23 protein-coding genes, 1 tRNA gene and 1 pseudogene are annotated in these 21,123 nt (G+C 53.8%); 5 read left to right on the top strand and 20 right to left on the bottom strand.

What is annotated here, in order from left to right; translation table 11 throughout:
* Positions 1-147: 147 nt before the first annotated feature.
* From atpC to KP626_RS00840, 14 genes are all read right to left on the bottom strand, one after another.
* Complete coding sequence (atpC, locus tag KP626_RS00905) at positions 148-564, bottom strand: ATP synthase F1 subunit epsilon (RefSeq protein WP_395977440.1); 417 nt, start codon at positions 562-564, stop codon at positions 148-150.
* Positions 565-567: 3 nt separating this feature from the next.
* Positions 568-1,941: a F0F1 ATP synthase subunit beta gene (atpD, locus tag KP626_RS00900; RefSeq protein WP_395978905.1), complete on the bottom strand. Its 1,374-nt coding sequence runs from the start codon at positions 1,939-1,941 to the stop codon at positions 568-570.
* Between the two features lie 4 nt (positions 1,942-1,945).
* Positions 1,946-2,827, bottom strand: coding sequence for an ATP synthase F1 subunit gamma (gene atpG / locus KP626_RS00895; RefSeq protein WP_395977438.1), 882 nt, complete (start codon positions 2,825-2,827; stop codon positions 1,946-1,948).
* Complete coding sequence (atpA, locus tag KP626_RS00890; protein ID WP_395978903.1) at positions 2,820-4,340, bottom strand: F0F1 ATP synthase subunit alpha; 1,521 nt, start codon at positions 4,338-4,340, stop codon at positions 2,820-2,822. Before atpA ends, atpG begins: the two co-directional genes overlap by 8 nt.
* A 16-nt stretch (positions 4,341-4,356) precedes the next feature.
* Positions 4,357-4,575 (bottom strand): F0F1 ATP synthase subunit delta, encoded by a 219-nt coding sequence (locus KP626_RS00885; protein WP_395977436.1) that lies wholly within the window; start codon positions 4,573-4,575, stop codon positions 4,357-4,359.
* Between the two features lie 4 nt (positions 4,576-4,579).
* Entirely contained in the window at positions 4,580-5,056 is a 477-nt protein-coding gene (atpF, locus tag KP626_RS00880) for a F0F1 ATP synthase subunit B (protein ID WP_395977434.1), read from the bottom strand.
* 18 nt (positions 5,057-5,074) lie between these two features.
* A complete protein-coding gene (gene atpE / locus KP626_RS00875; RefSeq protein WP_395977432.1) occupies positions 5,075-5,305 on the bottom strand; it encodes an ATP synthase F0 subunit C in 231 nt (76 codons plus the stop codon).
* A 33-nt stretch (positions 5,306-5,338) separates the two neighbouring features.
* On the bottom strand, positions 5,339-6,241 hold the full coding sequence (locus KP626_RS00870) for a F0F1 ATP synthase subunit A (RefSeq protein WP_395977430.1): 903 nt from the start codon (positions 6,239-6,241) through the stop codon (positions 5,339-5,341).
* Positions 6,231-6,521, bottom strand: a complete 291-nt coding sequence (locus KP626_RS00865) for a hypothetical protein (protein ID WP_395977428.1) — start codon at positions 6,519-6,521, stop codon at positions 6,231-6,233. The genes KP626_RS00870 and KP626_RS00865 overlap by 11 nt, the downstream gene beginning before the upstream one ends.
* Before the next feature lie 168 nt (positions 6,522-6,689).
* On the bottom strand, positions 6,690-7,886 hold the full coding sequence (locus KP626_RS00860) for an MFS transporter (protein WP_395977426.1): 1,197 nt from the start codon (positions 7,884-7,886) through the stop codon (positions 6,690-6,692).
* Between the two features lie 122 nt (positions 7,887-8,008).
* A complete protein-coding gene (locus KP626_RS00855) occupies positions 8,009-9,865 on the bottom strand; it encodes an ABC transporter ATP-binding protein (protein WP_395977424.1) in 1,857 nt (618 codons plus the stop codon).
* On the bottom strand, positions 9,862-11,622 hold the full coding sequence (locus tag KP626_RS00850; RefSeq protein WP_395977422.1) for an ABC transporter ATP-binding protein: 1,761 nt from the start codon (positions 11,620-11,622) through the stop codon (positions 9,862-9,864). Before KP626_RS00850 ends, KP626_RS00855 begins: the two co-directional genes overlap by 4 nt.
* A 65-nt stretch (positions 11,623-11,687) precedes the next feature.
* Entirely contained in the window at positions 11,688-12,128 is a 441-nt protein-coding gene (locus KP626_RS00845) for a MarR family winged helix-turn-helix transcriptional regulator (RefSeq protein ID WP_395977420.1), read from the bottom strand.
* Between the two features lie 221 nt (positions 12,129-12,349).
* Complete coding sequence (locus tag KP626_RS00840) at positions 12,350-13,231, bottom strand: aminoglycoside phosphotransferase family protein (RefSeq protein WP_395977418.1); 882 nt, start codon at positions 13,229-13,231, stop codon at positions 12,350-12,352.
* A 276-nt stretch (positions 13,232-13,507) separates the two neighbouring features.
* Here KP626_RS00840 and KP626_RS00835 point away from each other — a divergent pair, with 276 nt between their 5' ends.
* The 3 genes from KP626_RS00835 to KP626_RS00825 all read left to right on the top strand — a co-directional run bounded on the left by KP626_RS00835 (position 13,508) and on the right by KP626_RS00825 (position 16,374).
* Complete coding sequence (locus tag KP626_RS00835; RefSeq protein WP_395977416.1) at positions 13,508-14,170, top strand: Crp/Fnr family transcriptional regulator; 663 nt, start codon at positions 13,508-13,510, stop codon at positions 14,168-14,170.
* 112 nt (positions 14,171-14,282) lie between these two features.
* Positions 14,283-14,588 carry a thioredoxin gene (trxA, locus tag KP626_RS00830; protein WP_395977414.1) on the top strand — a complete coding sequence of 102 codons (306 nt, stop codon included), beginning with the start codon at positions 14,283-14,285 and terminating at the stop codon, positions 14,586-14,588.
* A 97-nt stretch (positions 14,589-14,685) separates the two neighbouring features.
* On the top strand, positions 14,686-16,374 hold the full coding sequence (locus KP626_RS00825) for an FAD-dependent oxidoreductase (RefSeq protein WP_395977412.1): 1,689 nt from the start codon (positions 14,686-14,688) through the stop codon (positions 16,372-16,374).
* Between the two features lie 100 nt (positions 16,375-16,474).
* Here the strand turns inward: KP626_RS00825 and KP626_RS00820 are convergent, their stop codons facing one another.
* From KP626_RS00820 to KP626_RS00810, 3 genes are read right to left on the bottom strand one after another with little or no spacing between them, the layout of a single operon-like run.
* Positions 16,475-16,930, bottom strand: a complete 456-nt coding sequence (locus tag KP626_RS00820; protein ID WP_395977410.1) for a hypothetical protein — start codon at positions 16,928-16,930, stop codon at positions 16,475-16,477.
* A complete protein-coding gene (locus tag KP626_RS00815; RefSeq protein WP_395977408.1) occupies positions 16,927-17,811 on the bottom strand; it encodes a hypothetical protein in 885 nt (294 codons plus the stop codon). The genes KP626_RS00820 and KP626_RS00815 overlap by 4 nt, the downstream gene beginning before the upstream one ends.
* A gap of 13 nt (positions 17,812-17,824) precedes the next feature.
* Positions 17,825-18,292, bottom strand: a complete 468-nt coding sequence (locus KP626_RS00810) for a hypothetical protein (protein ID WP_395977406.1) — start codon at positions 18,290-18,292, stop codon at positions 17,825-17,827.
* 12 nt (positions 18,293-18,304) lie between these two features.
* Between KP626_RS00810 and KP626_RS00805 the strand changes: the two are divergent.
* Positions 18,305-18,523, top strand: a pseudogene (locus KP626_RS00805) (tyrosine-type recombinase/integrase); the annotation flags it as partial.
* 116 nt (positions 18,524-18,639) lie between these two features.
* Here the strand turns inward: KP626_RS00805 and KP626_RS00800 are convergent.
* A tRNA-Ser gene (locus KP626_RS00800) sits at positions 18,640-18,728 on the bottom strand.
* Positions 18,729-19,107: 379 nt separating this feature from the next.
* Between KP626_RS00800 and KP626_RS00795 the strand changes: the two genes are divergently transcribed.
* Positions 19,108-20,220, top strand: coding sequence for a M15 family metallopeptidase (locus KP626_RS00795; protein WP_395977404.1), 1,113 nt, complete (start codon positions 19,108-19,110; stop codon positions 20,218-20,220).
* 52 nt (positions 20,221-20,272) lie between these two features.
* Here KP626_RS00795 and KP626_RS00790 read toward each other — a convergent pair whose 3' ends face one another.
* Positions 20,273-20,650 (bottom strand): RidA family protein, encoded by a 378-nt coding sequence (locus KP626_RS00790; RefSeq protein WP_395977402.1) that lies wholly within the window; start codon positions 20,648-20,650, stop codon positions 20,273-20,275.
* Positions 20,647-21,108, bottom strand: a complete 462-nt coding sequence (gene tadA / locus KP626_RS00785; RefSeq protein ID WP_395977400.1) for a tRNA adenosine(34) deaminase TadA — start codon at positions 21,106-21,108, stop codon at positions 20,647-20,649. The genes KP626_RS00790 and tadA overlap by 4 nt, the downstream gene beginning before the upstream one ends.
* Positions 21,109-21,123 lie beyond the last annotated feature (15 nt).

Raw genomic sequence — 21,123 nt, 5'->3', positions numbered from 1 at the left:
TGTTTCTCCAAAATTTCCAAGTTTCTTCCCTTCCCTTCTTCATCCCCACCGGTAACAGGCAGGCTGAACGATCTCGGTACATCATATGACCCGGCAATGGGAAAGGTCACGCCTAGGAAAAAACCGTCCGCGTGAGCGGACGGTTTTTCAATCCAAGTTGAGTTTTTGGTGAGTCACCCGCAGACGCGCCATGGCGCGAGCCACGGCGATCCTGCTTCCCTTATATTCGTTGATGCTCCGCCTCTGGCGAAGGCGTTCCTCTGCCCGGCGAAGGGCGGCTTCTGCCCGGACCACATCGATATCCTCCGGCCACTCGCAGGCCTGGACATATACCACAACGCCCTGCTTCATAACCTCCAGGAACCCCTCGGAGTTGAAGGCCTCCCGCCATGCTCCATCCTTCTTGATGCGGATTGAGCCTACCTGAAGGGGAGCCACCATATGGATATGATCCGCCAGAACCGTCAGTTCTCCGTTGAGCCCCTGGATGGTGATGGCCTCCGCGGGACCGGAATAGAACAGCCGCTCAGGGGTCAGCACATCCAGTTGAAAGGTTTTGGCCATGGGCTAGTTCATCTCCTTCGCCTGTTTCCGGGCCTCCTCAATATTTCCCACCATAAAGAAGGCGCTTTCAGGCAGATCGTCCACTTCTCCGTTTACGATGGCTTTGAAGCTCTCAATGGTCTCCCCGATGGGAACAAAGCGGCCCGGCATACCGGTGAAGGCCTCTGCTACATGGAGAGGCTGGGACAAAAACCGCTGGATCCTCCGGGCTCGCAGTACGATGAGTTTATCCTCCTCGGTCAGCTCATCCATGCCTAAAATGGCGATGATATCCCGCAGCTCGCTATACCGCTGGAGGCACTCCTGCACCTGGCGGGCGGTGTTGTAATGGTCCTCCCCCACGATTTGGGGATCCAGGATCCGGCTGGAGGAGCCCAGGGGATCCACCGCTGGATAGATGCCCATTTCGGAAATCTGACGGGACAGCACCGTTGTGGCGTCCAGATGGGAGAAGATGGTGGCGGGGGCCGGGTCGGTCAGATCGTCCGCGGGGACGTAGATGGCCTGAACCGAGGTGATGGAGCCCTTCTCGGTGGAGGTGATCCGCTCCTGAAGCTCTCCCAGTTCGGTGGCCAGAGTGGGTTGATAGCCCACCGCAGAGGGCATCCGCCCCAAAAGGGCCGATACCTCGTTGCCCGCTTGAACGTATCGGTAGATGTTATCGATGAACAGCAGAACGTCCTGATGGCTCTCGTCCCGAAGGTATTCCGCCATAGTCAGCCCCGTAAGCGCCACCCGCATCCGGCTTCCCGGAGGCTCGTTCATCTGGCCAAAGGCCAGGGCCGTTTTCTCGATGGCGCCAGACTCCTGCATATCGTGCATCAGGTCGTTTCCCTCACGGCTTCGCTCGCCCACACCGGTAAACACCGAATAGCCGCCGTGGTTCACGGCGATGTTGTGGATCAGCTCCATGATCAGCACCGTCTTACCCACGCCAGCGCCGCCAAACAGGCCGATTTTACCGCCCTTGGCATAGGGGGCCAGAAGGTCGATAACCTTGATTCCCGTTTCAAACAGCTGGGTAGCGGGGTGCACCTGGCTCAGTGCCGGAGGATCCCGGTGGATTTCCCACTTTTCCCCCTCGATGGGGCCCAGGCCGTCGATGGGGCGGCCCAGAACATCCACCACGCGTCCCAGGGCGTTTTTCCCCACCGTTACCTGGATGCCATGGCCGGTACCCGTCACATGGGTACCGCAACAGAGGCCGTCGGTGGATTCCAGGGCAATACAGCGCACCACTCCGGGGGCGCTGTGGGCCGCCACCTCCATATGGACGCCGTCGTCCGTTACCAGAAGGTGGTTGATTTCCGGTTCATTTTCCTCAAACCGGACGTCCAGCACTGGACCATTGATTTTGATGATAATCCCATGGGATATGATGTCATTTTGCATAGTCGGTATCTCCAAGCAGAACTTCCGCCGCGCCGGCGATCTCGGTGATCTCCTGGGTAATCGCGGCTTGACGGGCGATGTTGTATTGGGTTTGGAGCTTCTTCAGCATCTCATCGGCGTTGCGGGTCGCGCTCTCCATGGCGTTCATCCGTGCATAATGCTCGCTGGCATAGGCCTGCATCAAGGCGCCAAAGATGATGCCGCTGGTATACTGGGGTACCAGGACGTTGAACACCTCCTGGGGGGAGGGCTCATATAGAATCTCCCGGCTAGGATCCCCTGGCTCCACATGATCGTAATCATCCAAATGGATGGGCAGCAGCCGCCGCATCACCGGCTGAGCCTTGGTATCGCCCAAAAAGCTGGTATAGATGATGTAGACGTCATTGGTCTCATCTTCGTTAAAGAGGTCGAAAATATCAAAGGCCAGCTCCCGGGCGTTGACCAAGGATGGATCCTGGGAGGCTCCCGCCAGCTCGATATCCGGTTTGATGCCATTTTCCAGAAAGAAATGGCTGGCCACCATCCCTACCGTGATCAGGTGGTAATTCTCATGCCCTCGAATCTGCTCCATGGCAAAACGGGTAAGGTTGTTGTTATAGCCTCCCGCCATGCCCTTATCCCCCGATACCACGACAAAGGTTCTCCGATCCCCCTGGCGCTCGGTCAGATAGGGATGGGAGATGGCCTCGGAGCCCAGAAGGATGTCCTTCATGGTGGACTGTACCCTGGAAAAATAGGCGTTGTTATACTCGATATGGCTCATCACCCGGCTCATACGGCTGCTGGCCACCAGATGCATGGCATGGGTAATCTTCCGGGTTTGATCCACCGCGCGGATGTGTTGGCGGATCTCAGCTACGTTAGCCATTTGTCAATTCACCGCATTCCTGACGCACAAAGCGCTGAATACAGGCCGAAAGCTCCTCCCGGTCTCCATCCATCAGCTTGCCGGTGTTATCGATACTGGCCATGGTGGCCCCGGCATTTGCCGAAAGGTATTCCAGCATCCGGTTTCTGCACTCCCGAATCCTCCCCACCGGAATATTGAGGAACGCGTCGTCCAGGAAGGCGATCAGGGTAGCCACCTCACGGGATAGAGGCATGATATTGCTCTGGGTCTGTTTGAGCAGCTCGGTAAGCCGCTCGCCCCGGCGAAGCTGAGCCGCGGTAGAGGCATCGATATCCGACCCAAATTGGGCAAATACCGCCATCTCCCGGTACTGGGCCAGCTCCAAACGAAGGCTGCCCGATACCTTTTTCATGGCATCGTGCTGGGCGCTCCGACCCACGCGGGATACCGACAGGCCCACGTTAACCGCAGGACGTACGCCGGCATGGAACAATTCGGACTCCAGATAGATCTGACCATCGGTGATGGAGATCACGTTGGTGGGAATATAGGCGGAGATGTCCCCTGCCATGGTCTCCACGATGGGCAGCGCCGTCATAGAGCCTCCTCCCAGCTCGGGGCTCAGCTTAGCGGCCCGCTCCAGCAAACGGCTGTGGAGGTAGAACACGTCGCCCGGGTACGCTTCCCGTCCCGGCGGCCGCCGAAGCAGCAAAGACATGGCTCGATAGGCCACCGCATGCTTGCTGAGATCATCGTACACCACCAAAACGTCCTTGCCAGCATACATGAACTCCTCGGCAATGGAACAGGCGGCATAGGGGGCGATATACTGCATGGCGGCACAATCGCTGGCGGTGGAAGCCACCACCACCGAATGCTCCATAGCGTTGTTTTCCGTCAGGGTCTCCACCAGCTGTGCTATGGTGGACGCCTTCTGGCCGATGGCGCAGTAAACGCAGATTACACCGGTATCCTTCTGGTTCAGCATGGCGGACAGAGCGATGGCGGTCTTCCCCGTCTGCCGATCCCCGATGATCAATTCCCGCTGGCCCCGGCCGATGGGAATCATGCCATCGATGGACAGCACGCCAGTGGCCAAGGGCTGGTTCACGGGAGCCCGGTCCATGATGGCCGGAGCATGGTTTTCCACCGGGCGGAATTTCTTCACGTCCAGCGGTTTACCGTCCAGGGGACGGCCGATGGGATCCACCACCCGGCCCAGTAGTTCCGGGCCCACGCAGATATCCACCACATGGCCGGTACCCTTTACCGTGGAGCCTGCCGTAACCCCGGTGCTCCCCGACAGCAATACCGCCGCCACGCCGTTTAGATCCAGATCCAAAGCCAGACCATAGGCGTTGTTCTCAAACTCAAGCAACTCCCCGTAACGGCTATGGCTTAGGCCGTCCACGTGGACGACGCCGTCCGCGCTGCGGTTTACCGTGCCATATTCGTAAATCTGGGGCGCAACCTCAAACCGGTCGATCCGCTCCTTCAAAAAGGAGCCGATGGAACCGGGATTAAAATCCAGCATAGTTTCACCGTCCTCAGTGGGCCAGATGCCGGCGCATGCCGCCCAGCTGGGCGGACAGGCTGCCATCGTACACCTTGCCGTCGATAAACGCGGAGAACCCGCCGATCAAGGATGGATCCTCCACCACCCGGAATTGGATGGCCGTCCCCAGGAGCGTTTCAAAACCCTCCTGGATGGACTGGAGCTCCGCCTCATCATAGGGCGGCGCGATTTTCAGGGTTCCAGTCAGCATACCATCACCCTACCTTCTGGAAGAAATCCTTGACAACGGCCTTGTTGTCCTCCAGCTTGACCTCACGCTGCAGAATGTGGCCGGCCATATCCACCGCCAGGTCGGCGATCTGGTCCTCCATATCCGAAAGGGCACGGGCGCGCTCGGCCTCGGCCTTTACCCGGGCGTCCTCCACCATCTGCCCAGCCTGGGCTTTCGCATCGCGAAGGATTTCCTGGGCCGTTTCGTTGGCCTTCTGAGCGGCCTCCCGCACCACCTGCTGCGCGGTGGCGTCGGCGTCAGCAAGATCCGCCTGGTACTGGGCGTGAAGCTCCTCGGCCTGGGCGGAGATCTCGCTGGCGTGGTCCATCTCCTTCTGGATCCGCTGGCTTCTCTCGTCCATGAACTTCTTCACCGGCTTATAGATCAAAAGCCGAAGCAGCACAAACAGCACCAGGATATTGATGATATGGATGAGAATATCCACAGGGTTAATATCCATTATAACAACTCCTTCGGGTTATGCGCCCAGGGTAAACATCATGATCAACGCGCTTACAAAGCCGTAGATGGCGGTGGATTCCGTCAACGCCAAGCCCAGCAGAAGGATGGAGTTGATCTTGCCGGACGCTTCCGGCTGGCGAGCAACGGCATCCACCGCTTTACCGGTAGCCAGACCCATGGAAAGACCGGCGGCGGCGCAGGAAAGCAGACAGAGAGCGGCTCCGATGGCAACAAGTCCAATATTCATATCAAATGCCTCCTAAAATAAATTTCAATGGTTTTATTCCACAGCCTCATTGATAAATGTGAGGGTGAGGGTAACAAAGATATAGGCCTGAATCAGAGGGTGGAAGGCGTTAAAATACAGCCCAACCAGGCTGGGAACGCCCACCGCCAAATTGCCCATGGCGCTGTACAGCAGATCCATGACGATCATGCCGCCCAGCATGTTGCCAAACAGCCGGCAAGCCAGAGAAACCGGCACCGCGATGTCCGAAATCATCCGCAGGGGCAATACCACCGGCGTGGGATCCGCCAGGCTCTTGATCCGGCCGCCTACCCCCTTCTTCTTGATGCCGTAATAGTTGATGAGAATAAAGGTAATCAGAGCCATGGCGAAAGTCATGGTGATATCCGCCGTGGGTGCCCGCACGCCAAAGAGCTCGATGACGGCACAACCGATCATCAGCGTCGCTACCGAGAAGATATAGGCAGCCAGGTTTTCCCCCAGATGACCGCTCTTTTCATCGGTATATTTGGACACGCTTTCCACGGCGATCTCCAGCACATTTTGGAGTCCCCGAGGCTGATCCTTCATCCGTGGAATCAGGAATAGCCGAATGGCCAGCGCCCCCAACAGAATACCGCCCATGGCAATCCAAGTGGTGATTACCGTAGAGCTGACGCTAAAACCCAACAATTCCACCCGGCTGGCGGCGATCTCCACATGGAGTCCTTCGCCCTCGGCGGGACCAAACAGGAAGGTCAAGAGCTGGGTGGCAAACAGCCAACCCATGGCTACCATCAGAATGGTGGCCCACAGCTTCTTCCGCTTGGTCTTCTTATCGGGTTCCTCTTGGGCATTCAGCTTTTGTACCAGCTTCCGCCGCCAGAAAAAGCACAGAACCGCCAATACAAGGGACCCCAGCACAATGGCCAGGGTCACGGTTTCGCTACCCGTCATGTTCTACATCCCTTTCCAGGTCCTCTTTTTTCTTGCTCGCAATGGACACCACCATCTGACCGATGGAGCCGATGATCAAAGGCGCCGCGATTCCGCAGGCCGCCCAGATCAACTGATCCCGAGCCAGCAGCACACAGGCCGTCAGCGTCACCGCGAGGACCAATAATTTGTACGCAATCAAAGACAGAGGCATCGTGCCTTGGGAGATCCCGGCTACAAACCGCCGGAGAAGGAGGAATTCTATCACGCCGCAAACCAAACCCATGGCAAATCCCAGCATATTGCTCCCTCCTTTTCTGGACTGCGTCCCGGTCTAAATATGTATTCTAGTCCTCTTCCACATAGAATGCAACAGCCTTTTGCAATTTTATATTTTTCATCCTACATGAAACAAAAAAATCATCCCCTTGTCCCAGGGATTTTTCCGGTTTTTTGCCCGATCCTGCAATCAACTTGCAGTTTTTCCTGCATTTCCTTCAAAGGCCCTTTGGAAGAGGAAAAGATACGCGGCGGCCAGGATCAGATACACAATCCATACCGCGGAGTAACCCAGATTGTCCGCTAAAACCCCCGATAGCAAAGGCCCCCCCGCCCCACCCAGGGTGAAGACCAGGTTGACCATCCCCAGCCGCTGGGCGTATGCCTCCTGGCCATACAGCTCTCCTACCCCATAGGAGGGCAGCAGGGAGGGCATGCACAGACAGAGACCGTAAACTCCGGCAAAAAGAAAGGGTACATACGGGATATGGAATACCATCAGCAGGACATAGCTGATTATGGCGAGCCCTCCCAATATGAGCACCGACTTGGCGCTCTTCAGCTTGTCGAACAGAAATCCTCCCACAAGGCTGCCCATCAGCGCAAAGGCGGCCAGAGCGGAACCTACGTTGGCGTTATATGACAGGGGATAGCCGCTGGCCGACAGATAGGGCTGGATATGGATCTGGGTACCCGCTATGGTCAGCCCCAGCAGTAACAGGCCCAGCGAAAACCGAAAAAAGGTTTGGTCCTGAAATATGCTTCGGACGCCTTTTCGATCCGGCATAAGCTTGGAATTGGTCAGATTCCCCCTGCGTCGTTTCATCAGTAGGATGGCAATGGGAAGGGAAACCGCCAGAATAATGATTCCCAGGGTGATATAGCTGTACCGGTATCCTCTGCCGCTCAACATCCGGCTTACCATCTGCATCCAAAGGAAGGTGCCGGTCCCCGCTCCCGAAAAAGCGAATCCCATGGCGGTTCCCCGCTTTTCGGGAAACCAGTCCGTCAACAGGGTGGAAATTGGAATGGTGGTAAGCGCCGTCAGCCCCAGGGCGATGACCGCCGAAAGAAGATAGATCTGCCATAAGGCCACGGCGTATCCGTAGCCCAGAAAGCCCAGACCGGTAAAAAGGGCGCCCGCTCCCATGATCAGCTTCACATTGACTCGGTCCAGCAGTTTCCCGATGAAGGGAGAGGTTGCCGCTACCGTCAAAGAGCCGATGGTAAACAGCAGGGAAAACGTCCCCGTGGAAATGCCCATGGCCTCGGTGACCGGAACGATAAACAGGCTGTGGATGGTGTTTACAATACTGAAGGGCACCGCCATAAGAAAGAAACTGCCCGCCAGCACCGCGTAGCGGTACAGGGATTGCTTTTGCTCCATATTACACTCCTTGGAATCTCGTTTTTGCTAGTGTCTATCCCAGGAGAAGAAATATGTACAGCGGGGAAAATGGAAAAAGCCACGGCCCTATAACCCGTGGCTTTTCGTTTGCTGAACGGCCGTTATGCCGCGTCCTCAAATTGACTGTTATAGAGTTCGGCATAGAAGCCGCCCTTTTGCAGCAGTTCCTCATGGCTGCCGCTCTCGATGATATCGCCATCCCGCATGACCAGGATCAAATCGGCGTTTTTAATGGTGGACAGCCGGTGCGCGATAACAAAGGAGGTGCGTCCAACCGTCAACTGATCCATGGCCGCCTGAACGATCCGCTCCGTCCGGGTATCTACCGAGCTGGTGGCTTCATCCAGGATCAGAAGGGGGGCGTTCTGGATCATGGCACGCGCAATGGTAATGAGCTGTTTCTGTCCCTCGGATAGGCTGGCCTTGTCGTTTAGAACAGTGTCATAGCCGTCGGGCAGGGTCATGATGAAATGATGCAATCCAACCGTCTTGCAGGCATCCTCCACCTCTTGATCGGTTACACCGGGTTTGCAGTAGACGATGTTCTCCCGGATGGTTCCTTCAAACAACCAGGTATCCTGAAGCACCATGCCGAACTGCTCATGCACGTTCTCCCTTGGGACTCGGTTGGTGGGAACCCCATCCAGGAGAATCTCGCCGTCGTCCAGTTCATAAAACCGCATCAACAGGTTGACAATGGTGGTCTTTCCGGCTCCGGTGGGCCCCACGATGGCGATCTTCTGGCCGGGCTCCACCTTGGCGGAGAAGTCGTGGATTACGGTCTTATAAGGGGTGTATCCAAACTTCATGTGGCGGAATTCCACGGCGCCCTTTACGTCCGTTAGCCGCTGGGCCTTGCCGCTCTCGTCCGATAGTTCCTCCTCTCCTAAAAAGGCAAATACCCGCTCGCCGGCGGCGGCCGTCCGCTGCAGGTTGTTGAAGGCTTGGGCGATCTGGCTCAAAGGCTGGGTGAACAGGCGGATATAGATCATAAACGCTACGATCACGCCAAAGGAGATGGCTCCGTTCATAGCCAAGGTCGCACCCACCACACATACCGCCACATATCCCAAATTGCCTACGAAGTTCATCAGAGGCATCATAAGGCCGGATAGGAACTGGGACTTCCAAGCGCTGTTATAGAGTTTGCTGTTGATCTCCTCAAAGGTCTTCCGGGCCTCTCTGCTGCCGTTGTATACCTTAACCACGCTGTGCCCGGAGTAGATTTCCTCTATATGGCCGTTGATGTTCCCCAACTCGTTTTGCTGTGCCACAAAGTACTTCTGAGACCTCCGCATGATGATCATCATCAGCACGAATCCAATGAGGCTGGCTCCCACCGCCGTCAGCGCCAGAATCCAGCTATTGTAGAACATCATAAAGAGGGCGCCAAAGAACATGGTAACGGAGGTCACCAGGGTACTGACGCTCTGGTTCATGGTCTGGCCGATGGTGTCCACGTCGTTGGTCACACGGCTCAGCACGTCACCGTAGCTGGTTTGATCAAAGTACCGAAGGGGCAATCTGTTGATCTTCTTGGAGATGTCGGTGCGCAGACCACGGCTTACCTTCTGGGTCACCGTCGCCATGATAAAACTCTGGATAAAGTTTAGCAACATAGCGCCAGCATAGAAGAACACTAGCGTCCAGCAGATATTGGCCACGGCGGTCATATCGATGCTGTTTGCCACCGGTACGCCGTTCACCAAAGCCGGTAATCCCTTGCTGATCTCATTGGTCAGGCTCTTAATCCAGTCGGGACCAATGATCTGCAGCACCGTGCCCGCAGCGGCCGCCACCAGTGCGATCAGCATGGCTGGAAGGTATTTTCTGCAGTGGCGGATCAATTTCCCCATTGTTTTCTTAAAATTCTTCGGCTTTTCTCCAGGTCCCCGCATATGGGGCGGCCCTCCGCCCATGGGTCCCCTTCCATGCCGTCTTTCTTTCCGCTCGCTCATGATACAAGTTCCTCCTCGCTTAGCTGGGACATGGCAATCTCCCGATAGACATCGCAGGTATCCAGCAGCTCCCGATGGGTCCCCTTTCCCACTACCCTGCCTTCATCCAGCACGATAATCTGATCGGCATCCATAATCGTTCCGATACGCTGGGCCACGATCATGCTGGTAACTCCGGCGGTTTCCTGCTTTAAAACCGAGCGCAGGATCCGGTCGGTCTTATAATCCAGAGCGGAAAAGCTATCGTCAAAGATATAGATTTCCGGCTTTCGGCAGACCGCCCGGGCGATGGCCAGGCGTTGCTTCTGCCCGCCCGACACGTTGGTGCCTCCCTGGGAGATATCTGCGTGATACTGGCCCTCCATCTTTTCTACAAAGTCCGCGCCCTGTGCGATCCGCACCGCGGTGCGGATATCCTCCTCCGTGGGCTCCTCCCGGCCATTGTCTCCATAACCAACATTGGATGCAACCGTTCCTTTGAACAGCACCGCCTTCTGCGGTACATAGCCAATCTTATTGTATAGGGCTTCTTCCTTATAGTCCTTAACGTTTACACCATCCACAAGAACTTCGCCCTCGGTAACGTCAAAGAATCGGGGTACCAGGTTGATAAGGGTGCTTTTTCCGCTGCCGGTAGAGCCGATGAAGGCCACCGTCTCCCCTTGATGAACCTGAAAGCTCACATCGTGGAGAACATAGTCCGCCGCGCCTGGGTACCGGAAGCTCACATGGCGAAAAGCGATCTCCCCCTCCATCCCCGGTTTGCCCTCCGTTGCATGGCCATCCCGGATGGTGGGCTCGGTATCCAAAACCTCGTTGATCCGGCGGGCGGATACCGCGGCCCGGGGCAGCATAATGAAGATCATCACCATCATCACAAAGGCCATAATCACCTGCATGGCATAGGAGGAGAACACCACCATGTTGGAAAACAGAGTCAGTTTCTCGGTCATAGCCGCCGCGTTGATGAGATAGGCGCCGATCCAGTCGATGGCCAGGGACAGGCCGCTCATCATGGTGGTCATCACCGGCATCAGGATAGCCATTCCCCGGCTGGTGAACAGATGGGTGGCGGTCAACTCCTGATTGGCCTTTTCAAACTTTTCCTCCTGGTAGCCCTCGGCGTTGTAGGCGTGGACCACCCGCAGCCCGGTGAGGTTTTCCCGGGTTACCCGGTTGAGGTTGTCGGTCAAGACCTGCATCTTCCGAAATTTTGGCATCACGAAGATCATCACAAGCGCGATAAGCCCCATTAAAAGCGCCAGGGTGATTCCGGTGGTGATGGTCCACTCCATCCCTTTGCCAGCGATCTTGGTCACCGCCCAAACCGCCATGATGGGGGCCTTTACGATCATCTGAAGGCCCAGGGTTACCAGCATCTGAATCTGGGTGACATCATTGGTGGAGCGGGTGATGAGGCTGGCGGTGGAAAACCGGTTGATCTCCTCCATGGAGAAGGAATCCACCTGATTGAACAGCATGCTCCGCAGCCGTCGGGACAGGGACGCCGCGATCCGGGAAGCGAGAAATCCCACGGCAATGGCCGAAGCTAGGCTCCCTAAGGCGCATAGCAGCATCTTGCCTCCCGCCGTCCAGATCTCCCCTAGGGCGCTGCCCGGGGTTTGGGTTAACTGGGTGATCTCAGACATATAGTCCGGCAGCTTCAGATCCAGCCAGACCTGCAGAACGATGAAGATCAAACTGATCCCCACCTGCGCCCATTCCTTTGCGTTTAGGCGCTTTAGAATTTTTAGCATATCAAATTTCCTCCATTCATGACCGGTGAAAGACAGGGCGTAAAAATAGGATTACCAGATTCCCATCAAAAACGCCCTTCCTTTCCGGGCAGCGGCAAAAGGTTTACCAGTCTGCCCATAATACGCACCAGCTCTTTGGCGTCCTCCTCACCCAAAAGGGAAAGCATCTCCGCCGTAAGCTGCAGAACCTCCCGATACCGTTCCTCCGCAAGAGCTTTCCCCTTGGCCGTCATATACACCAGGATCCTCCTGCGATCCCTGGGATCCTCCTTTCGGATCACCAGTTCCTTTCGTTCCAAGCTATTGAGGGCGGTGGCCATCCGAGCTGAACTGATGCCCATAGCGCCGCTGATCTCCCCAGGCGGAATGGGGCCCTGGTGGGTATCCAGATACTGCAAAACAAAGGCTTCTCCCCGCATGGATTCGTTGATCCGTTTATGAGGCCGGCCCGGCCCCAGCACAGCCATCTGCTCCATGAATTGAGCGGCCAGCTCCGTATACTCCATCCCCTACCTCCTAGGCATTTTGCTAATATTGTTAGTAGAATAGTCGTCCCTCATAGTTTTGTCAACAGAAATTTTATGAATTAATAATAAATTAATATGTAGCTCCCCTGGGGATTTCATAAAAAACACCATGCTTTGATCAAAGCATGGTGTTGAGGAACCTCCCATTCCCTTCTTTCCACCGGGGCAATGGTTCTGCTCCATTTAAGGCAACTTAGCCTTTAGGACCAGTTACTTTGGCCGTCCAAAAGGGACCGCAAAAAATCGATGTGTTTCAGACGTTCCTCGTATTGTTGCGTTTGGCCGTCCTCCACAAACCAGCAGGTAGTCATGCAAAGCTCCACATAAAACACCTCCAGGACGTGGACGGCAGGAATGGCCAGCCGGCGGGATATGCCCTGAACCAGCCGCAGAGCTTCCCCGGTAGGATCGGCGGATGGCGAATAGGGCTCGTTGATCAAAAACCGTCCGATCTCAAAAATCGGATCCCCTATCACGCCTTTGGGATCGATGAGCCGATAGCCGCTCTCCCCAAGAAGGATGTTGTCGTGGTGCAGATCGCCGTGCAGCAAAAGGTTTCTTCGGTATCGCCGCCGCAGCCCCAGATAGTGCGCTCGAGCCATCCGCATGTGGTGGGACAGTTCCCCATACTCCTTGATCCGCTCTATGGATCGGGCTGCTCGCCGGATCCATTGGGTATAGGTCGGGAAGCGCTCCGGATGCCTGCAGGGGCGGTGCAAAGAGGAGATCAGCGTGCAGTAGCGATCCATCCGCCGGCAAGGATCCGGCTCCTGTCGTAGGGGTGTTCCCGGCGAGATACGCTCTAAAAGCAGCGCTCCATTGGGACAATCCGCCTCATATACCCGGCAGAAGATCCCTTCCCGGTCCGCCGAAAGGGCATAGTATTCCGTCCATGTTTCCTCGGGAGCCTTGCCGATTTTCAGCACACATTCCCCATATCGGGGAGACCGGCACCAAAACAAACTACCCACCTGGGAAGCATAGGTTACCCTTCCCAAAAGATCCAGTTCCCATCGCCTCGCATAAATGGCGGCATTCTCCTGCTCCTTCTGTTCGCTCGTCGTCTGTCTTTCTGGCTTCATTCTGTCCTCCCCGCGAATCGACACACATCCATCCATTCTGAGCGGCATTATATTGCCTATCTTTAGCAAATACAAGCGATCGGTGGTTTTTTTCTATGCTGGGTTTCCCTTCCCACGCCCAGTTGCATCCTTGGCACGCCTATTCTTGCGGAAAGAGTTTTGGTGTATAATTTGATATATAATATTCTTTAAATAGTTTAACCAGTATCTCCATGTGGCGGCGAGCGGTTTCGTCGCCGCTTTACGGAGGACAACAATCGGTAAGGAAGTGACGCCATGCACGACGTAAAGAGCCACCTTTTAAAGCTCCCATTTTGGGAGCATCTCGATCCAGATCAAAAGGAGTGTCTATCCAACAGCGCTGTTGTCCTTCACTACCAAAAGGGCGCCGTCATCTTTGGCAGCGAAAGTGCCTGTCTTGGAATGGTGCTTCTCCTTGCGGGGGATATTCGGACCTATTTGCTCTCAGAGGAGGGACGGGAGATCACGCTGTTCCGACTAACCCAGGGGGAACTCTGTGTTCTCTCAGCTTCCTGCGTCATCCGTCAGATTACCTTTGATACCCAGATGGTGGCGGAAAGTGATTGCGATCTTCTGGTCATTCACTCCGCCATGTTTCATCAGATGGTCCAGGAAAATATTCATGTTAGGTGTTTTCTCTATGAGCTTGCTACGGAACGCTTTTCCTCGGTGATGTGGACGATGCAACAGATCCTATTCGCAAAGATGGATCAGCGACTTTCCCGCTTCCTATTAAGCGAATATGACCGAACGGGGAAATTGGAAGTTCCCATGACGCACGAGCAGATCGCCATACGGATCAATTCCGCCCGGGAGGTCGTCGCTCGAATGCTGAAACGTTTTTCCGCCGATGGCCTGGTGCAGTCCAAGCGGGGTTCCGTTCTACTGAAGGATATAGACGGGTTACGGAACATCTGATCTCTTCCTTACACTCTTCATCCAAAAACTTTTTGAATTGTGACTTGGTCACGGTAAAGACCCTGCGTTTCCCCTATGATATCGGTACAAGGTACTTGAAAGGAGAAACCATATGAAAATTACAAAGCAGAATTTTGAAGCGGAAGTATTGCAGTCTGATCTGCCCGTACTATTGGATTTCTGGGCGGCCTGGTGCGGACCCTGCCGCATGCTTTCCCCCATTATTGAAGAAATCGAAAAGGAATATGAAGGCAAGGCAAAGGTTGGTAAAATCAATGTGGAGGAGGAGCCGGAATTGGCATCGGCTTTCCGGGTGGTCAGCATCCCGTCTGTGATGGTAGTCCAGGGCGGCAAGGTGGTCAAAGCCAGCGTAGGTTACAGACCCAAAGAGCAGATCACCGCCATGCTGGAGGGTTAGCCCATACTTTTTGAAAGCGCAGGCGGTTCCATTGGTTGAAAAGCATGGAAAAAGGTGGATCGCTGCGGCAAATGAAATTGGAAAGGTGGTTCCCCAGATGAAAGTTGTTATCGTTGGCGGAGTGGCAGGCGGCGCTACCGCAGCCGCAAGGCTCCGTAGACTTGATGAAAAGGCGCAGATCATCATCTTTGAGCGTTCCGGATATATCTCCTACGCCAACTGCGGCCTTCCCTATTATATCGGCGGCGTTATAGAGGATAAAAACAGCTTAACGCTCCAATCCCCCCAAGGATTCTGGGAGCGTTTTCGCATTGACGCCCGCGTGCGCCATGAGGTCACCGCCGTCAACCGGGATCGAAAAACGGTCACCGTCCGAGACCTTGCCTCTCAGCGCGTTTATGAGGAGAGCTACGACAAGCTTCTTCTCTCTCCCGGGGCCCTGCCAATAAAGCCCAGCCTGCCCGGTATCGATTGCCGCAAAATCCACACCCTCCGTACGGTGGAGGATACCCTTCGCATCCGGGAAGAAGCGGTCAAGGAAAATGTCAAATCGGCAGCCGTCATTGGCGGAGGATTCATTGGCGTGGAAGCCGCAGAAAACCTCCGGGAGCTTGGTATCCAGGTGCACCTTATCCAACGAGGGGATCATATCCTCCCTCCTATGGATAGGGATATGGCCAGCTTTTTACACGCACATATGCGGGCAAACGGCGTAGAGTTGCTGCTGCAAAAGGATGTAGCGGGATTTGAAGAAACGGCGGATGGGCTCAGGATCCTCTTGAGCGGCCAAGAACCCATAGAGGTGGATATGGGAATTCTCGCGGTAGGCGTTCTGCCGGAATCCACTCTGGCAAAGGAAGCAGGGCTGGAGCTTGGCGTGAAGGGAAGCATTATGGTAAACGAACACATGCAGACCTCTGATCCGGACATCTACGCCGTTGGAGATGCGGTATCCATCTCCAATCTTGTAACGGAGCATAAGGCGGTCATTGCTCTAGCAGGGCCCGCCAACAAGCAGGGCCGAATCGCGGCTGACAACATTGCGGGAATCCCTAGCCGTTATAAGGGTTCCCCCGGCGCTTCCGTTTTGAAGGTCTTTGATATGACTGCCGCTTTTGTTGGTATCAACGAGCAAGGAGCTCAAGCAGCGGGGCTCGCCTATGATAAGGTCATCCTTTCCCCCGCTTCCCATGCCTCCTACTATCCCGGCGGCAGGGTGATGACCATAAAACTGTTGTTTAATCCGCAAAGCGAGCAAATCCTAGGAGCGCAGATCGTTGGCTTTGATGGGGTGGACAAACGGCTGGACGTCATCTCCACCGCCATGCAGGCCGGCATGAAGGTGACGGACTTGCGGGACTTGGATCTCGCCTATGCGCCGCCCTATTCTTCCGCCAAGGATCCGGTCAATATGGCTGGGTTTATCGCGGAAAACGTACTGAGCGGAAAGGTTCGGCAGTTTTTCTACGAGGATATCGATGGCCTTCCCCAGGACGGAAGCGTCATCCTTTTGGACACCCGCACCGATTGGGAATATCAATCCGGCCACGCTCAGGGCTTTACCACCCACATCCCCCTAGACGATTTGCGGGAGCGGATTGGGGAGTTGGATCGGGAAAAACCCATCTATGTCATGTGTCAATCCGGCCTTCGCAGTTACCTCGCCTGTCGTATTCTTACCCAAGAGGGATTTCAATGCTATAACTTTGCAGGCGGCTATCGCTTTTATGAGAGCGTTCATGAAGATCGTTTTAACGAGCATTGCTGTACAGACTGCGGAATATAAAAAAAGAGAAGTTAGATTGTAGGGTCTATATAAGCCAAAGTATCCTGTCACTGGGTGAGTGACAGGATACTTTGGCTTATAAAACGGTGCACTCACTTCTTTATTCAAACACAATGTCCTCCCCTAAGGGATTCTCATAATTTACTTTGTTTATCTGCTCTAGTTTGTCCACCTTATTCACTCGAATTCCACTGCTATAGACTCCGTCAGGCCCCTGTTCTTGATGATCCGCAATTCCTATTACTTCTACATACCAGGTATCCCATGCCTCTAATTCTTCTGGTGTTGCAATATCCGAGAGATCTCCCAGCCAAATACCATCCAAGGGGTTGCTGTACTTCGCGCTTAATCTGGAATAGTACAAACAATATCCTCCGGCTTCTTTCCTCAACACTCCTTTTACCGCAATACTCTCTCCCGAATGCCGCTCAGGATGCGCAATCACTTCGACAAACGAAACCGGCGTTGCCTCCAACTTAACCGGTTCCACCGTACACCCCGCAAGGCACCCGCAGAATACCGCTATAATAATCAAAATCAGCGTTTTCTGTTTCATTGGACGCCTCCTTTTTTCTCTTGCTGTAACTCCTGCTTCCGCAATGGATGCAGCCGGATCCTCATGATTTCTTCAAATTCTATTTGCTTTTTCCAAGGATACTCTGCCAATACCACTTTCCCAGTTACCTCCGCCGCAATAGGGGCTATCTTTGACATCAGGCGCTCATCACGGTTCTCTATAAAGGGAAGCAGATCATAGAAAATGGGCGTGCTTTCCTGGGTATCTCGTAAAAACTCTATGCTCGGGACCCCAGAGCTAATAAAGGGCTTGAAACAATACGTAACATCATAACTTTCCGTTGATTGTGAACTTAGTCGCCATATTCCCTGTGTTTTAACCCACTTCCCCTGGTATTCCCATATATTTGCCATCAGACGGAAGATGGAAACCTCCACCGCATCCTCCCGTTGGTCTCCTCCCAATCCTCCTGTTCTGGTGGCGTCGCCCAGAAACGGCTCCGTTACAGGCTCCGCTTGAATCGTTGCAGCATATCTTCCTCCTGGCCCTCGGTTATTTAGGTTCACATAGCCTTCTGCTAAAAATGTCCTGGAAAGCGTCTCTTCTCCTTCTGAAATTGGGACGTCCACTCCCCCAGCGTCGATAAAGGACCTGTCCAGCCAAACCGCGTTCTCCTTAATATCAAAGATAAAGTCAGGGTTATCAAAGTATAGGCACATGCCTTCTTTCGTGAGTTCGTTTGCAGTTCCTGCAACAGAGACATATTGCCCATGCATCTCCGCCGTTCGTGCCACGATTGCCATTTCTATCTCGTATAAGATCAAAGGTAGATCTTCCTCTTCATTGACTGGTGCAGCATACGCCATCTGGAATGGCAGGACTAAAAGCAGCAATAGAATCATCAGCATCCATTTTTTCATGGTCTTCACCCCTTTACTTCATAATCGTTTGAACATGGTGTCCAAACTCACCCAAATAGATGTCCTCATTGGTTTGATAATCTGGATCGGTGCTTTCCTTATAGGTCGCTTTTCCTCCTGCATAGGTGGACATATCTGCCCTCTGTACAAGCACCCTTCCCCCATTCGGAATGATAACATACTGGGTTGAATACGTCTTTCTATGGTCGTAGTAAAATCCTGCGTCCTTTTTGGAGGGATAGATTGGCTGCCCACAAATGGCACAGATTCCTCCTATCTCATCGGAAATATGGGTATGGTAGAAGGCCATGCCCACTACTTTATAGCCATTCCTATTCAGATCTTCTTCATAGTCATCCCGTCTTTGATCTATTATATCACTCTGTGCTTCAAAGCTATCTCCGCTATATTCCTGTGATTTTGCATATGTGCGCAATCTGCCACTTTGTTCGACCTCCGCAATAAATCCCCATTGTTCCAAACGGCTACTCTTAGCTGCGCCTCCCTCTTGCTTGCCAACGGCGTACCGCTTAAGCAGATTCAGGACTGGCTGGGGCATTCGGATTTTTCCACCACGGCAAACATTTACGCCCATCTGGATTACAGTTCGAAACTCTCCTCGGCGCAGGCGATGGTGAGCGGTATGCCCCTTCCCGAAGCGGGAGATTTCGGCAGCAGATGGGAGCAAAGCGCAGAAAAAAGCGGGGAATAAAGCAAAAAGCTGTTCTTTCCAAAATTATGGAAAGAACAGCCTAAAACCGGGTGATTTTTAGAGCGGGTACAAAAAAGAAAAAATCCAGAAACCCGCATGGTTACTGGATTTTTCGATGGCGGAGCGGGTGGGATTCGAACCCACGAGCCCGTGAGGACTACCTGATTTCGAGTCAGGCCCGTTATGACCACTTCGATACCGCTCCCTATATGCTCAGCCGTCGTTTTTTCCCGCCTTTTTCCGGTGAAAAAGGGCTTTGGAAAGAACTGACGGAAAGAACAGCAAACTTATTCAATTTTCGAACCGGGTAAAACCCGCATGGTTACAAGGTTCCGGCTGGACGAAACGGACAACTCCCCGCAAGATTTCGAGTGCGCCCCGTTATGACCACTTCGATACCACTCCAAGTGAAGGCTAGCTGGCTTGTGAGGGTAGTATAGCCTATTTTCCCAGGTTGTACAAGAGGGGCTTTTATGCTAGAATATTATATAATTGTAATAATATAGTCATTGAATCGCAATTATATTTTGCTATGTTTTTGTATAAGCTAAGAAAAATCGATGAGCGTAAAGGGAGCTGCTTATATGCGGTATCGCAATTCTAAATATTCTACCAACAGAAAGGGCGGGTTTGCGCCCCAGAAAGGCAGAGCCTCCACACAAAGGAGACAGCCTATTCAGAATCAGAACAGGCAAACCATTCGCTCAACGAACCGACCAGCCGTCAATCAACGACAGCCTTTTCAAGGAAGATCAGGATATTATGGCAGCCCAGCTAGAAAAAGAGGGCTTGGGCGCGCCATATTTTTTCTTTGTGCCATCTTTGCCCTAGGCTGCGTTGGATTCAAGTTCCTATTTCATCATGATGGCCCTACCAAAGCGGACAACCCGTCGATACAGGCTGGAGCGCCCGTCGCCCAGGATGGCAATACCATCATTCCCGATATTACCATTCATCAGGGGGATCTGGTATTGGTCAATCGAGAGGCCCCCTATCAGGAGGATCCCAACCAAAACCTGGTAAGCCTTTATGATTACAAACAGGATTCCTATAATGTAAAGGATAAAAACCTTACCATCGAAAAACGCATCGTGGATCTACTCAACCAAATGCTCCAGGATTTTCATCGCGCCAAGGGGCCCAGCGATCTTCTGATCGCTAGCGCCTATCGGGATCTAATCAAGCAAAACCAGCTCTATAAGGATGAAATAGCGGCTTTGGGCAGCGCCGGCGCCATGTGGGTAAGTCGGCCGGGTTATAGCGAACACCACACCGGGCTCGCCCTGGATTTCACCATCTTTTATGTGGATACCGGCCTATCAGATGATTATGACGGCACGGGAATTTATAGTTGGATCAACCAGAATTGCCAGAAGTACGGTTTTGTGGTCCGATATCCTGAGGACAAAGCCAACATCACCAACGTGAACCATGAACCCTGGCATTTTCGCTATGTGGGCCTTCCCCACGCAGAGATCATGGTGGAAAAGGGATACTGCTTAGAGGAATATATCGATTCCCTGAGAAGCTTCTCTCCCGAGAATCCCCTTGTTTATTCCGCCAGCGATGGTAAAACCTATCAAGTTTATTTTATAAAAGAGGATGTTGCAAAAAACGGCATCCCCATCCCCAATGGAAAAGGCTACGCCGTCTCAGGAAACAACGTGGACGGATATATCGTTACGATAACGGAATAATTTCCCCGGAAAAACAATCCCCCGAAGCTATTGCTCCGGGGGATTGTTTTGATCAGTCTTGGAGGGCGATAGCCTCAATTTCCACCAAGCCGCCTTTGGGCAATCCCGCTACAGCAAAGCAGGAACGGGCGGGATAATTTTGCGTAAAATACGTGGCATATACCTGATTAACAGCGGCAAAATCCTCCATGCTCTGAAGGTATACCACCGTTTTTACCACGCGCTCCAGGGAACTGCCAGCCTCTGTAAGAATGGCTTTCAGATTCTCCAACGCCTGAACGGCCTGTTTCTCCACCCCTTCTGCCAGCTCACCGGAGGCAGGATCCAGACCAAGCTGGCCCGAAACAAAGACCATGCCGTTGCCGCAGTTGGCCTGGGAATAAGGGCCGATGGCTCCAGGGGCTTTTTCAGTGTGTACAATCTGCTTCATGGATCATCTCTCCTCGTATCTCTATTGTTTCTCCGCTTCCGTGCGAAAAACTCTTTTAAAATTCCGGCGCACTCCGCCTCTAAAACACCGCCTGTAACCGGGCACGTATGATTAAATCGCCCATCTTGAATCAACTGGTATAGGGTGCCACAGCAACCCGCCTTGGGATCAAAAGCCCCAAACACCACCCGGGCTACCCGGGCATTGATCATGGCTCCTGCGCACATAGGGCAGGGTTCCAAAGTAACGTAAACCGTACAGTCCATAAGGCGCCATCCCCCCAGTTTTTTTGCCGCCCGCTGCAGAGCGATGAGTTCCGCATGCGCAGCGGGATCTCTCCGGGTCTCCCGCAAATTATGCGCTCGGGCAACAATACTTCCTTCCCGAACTACCACGGCTCCTACCGGCACTTCTCCCTTCCGCGCCGCAGCCTGGGCCTGGCATAGGGCTTTCGCCATATAAAATTGATCGGA

This window comes from Christensenella sp. MSJ-20 (genome assembly GCF_044357945.1).
GTDB lineage: Bacteria > Bacillota > Clostridia > Christensenellales > QAND01 > QAND01.
This window is presented reverse-complemented; position numbering and strand designations above follow the sequence as displayed.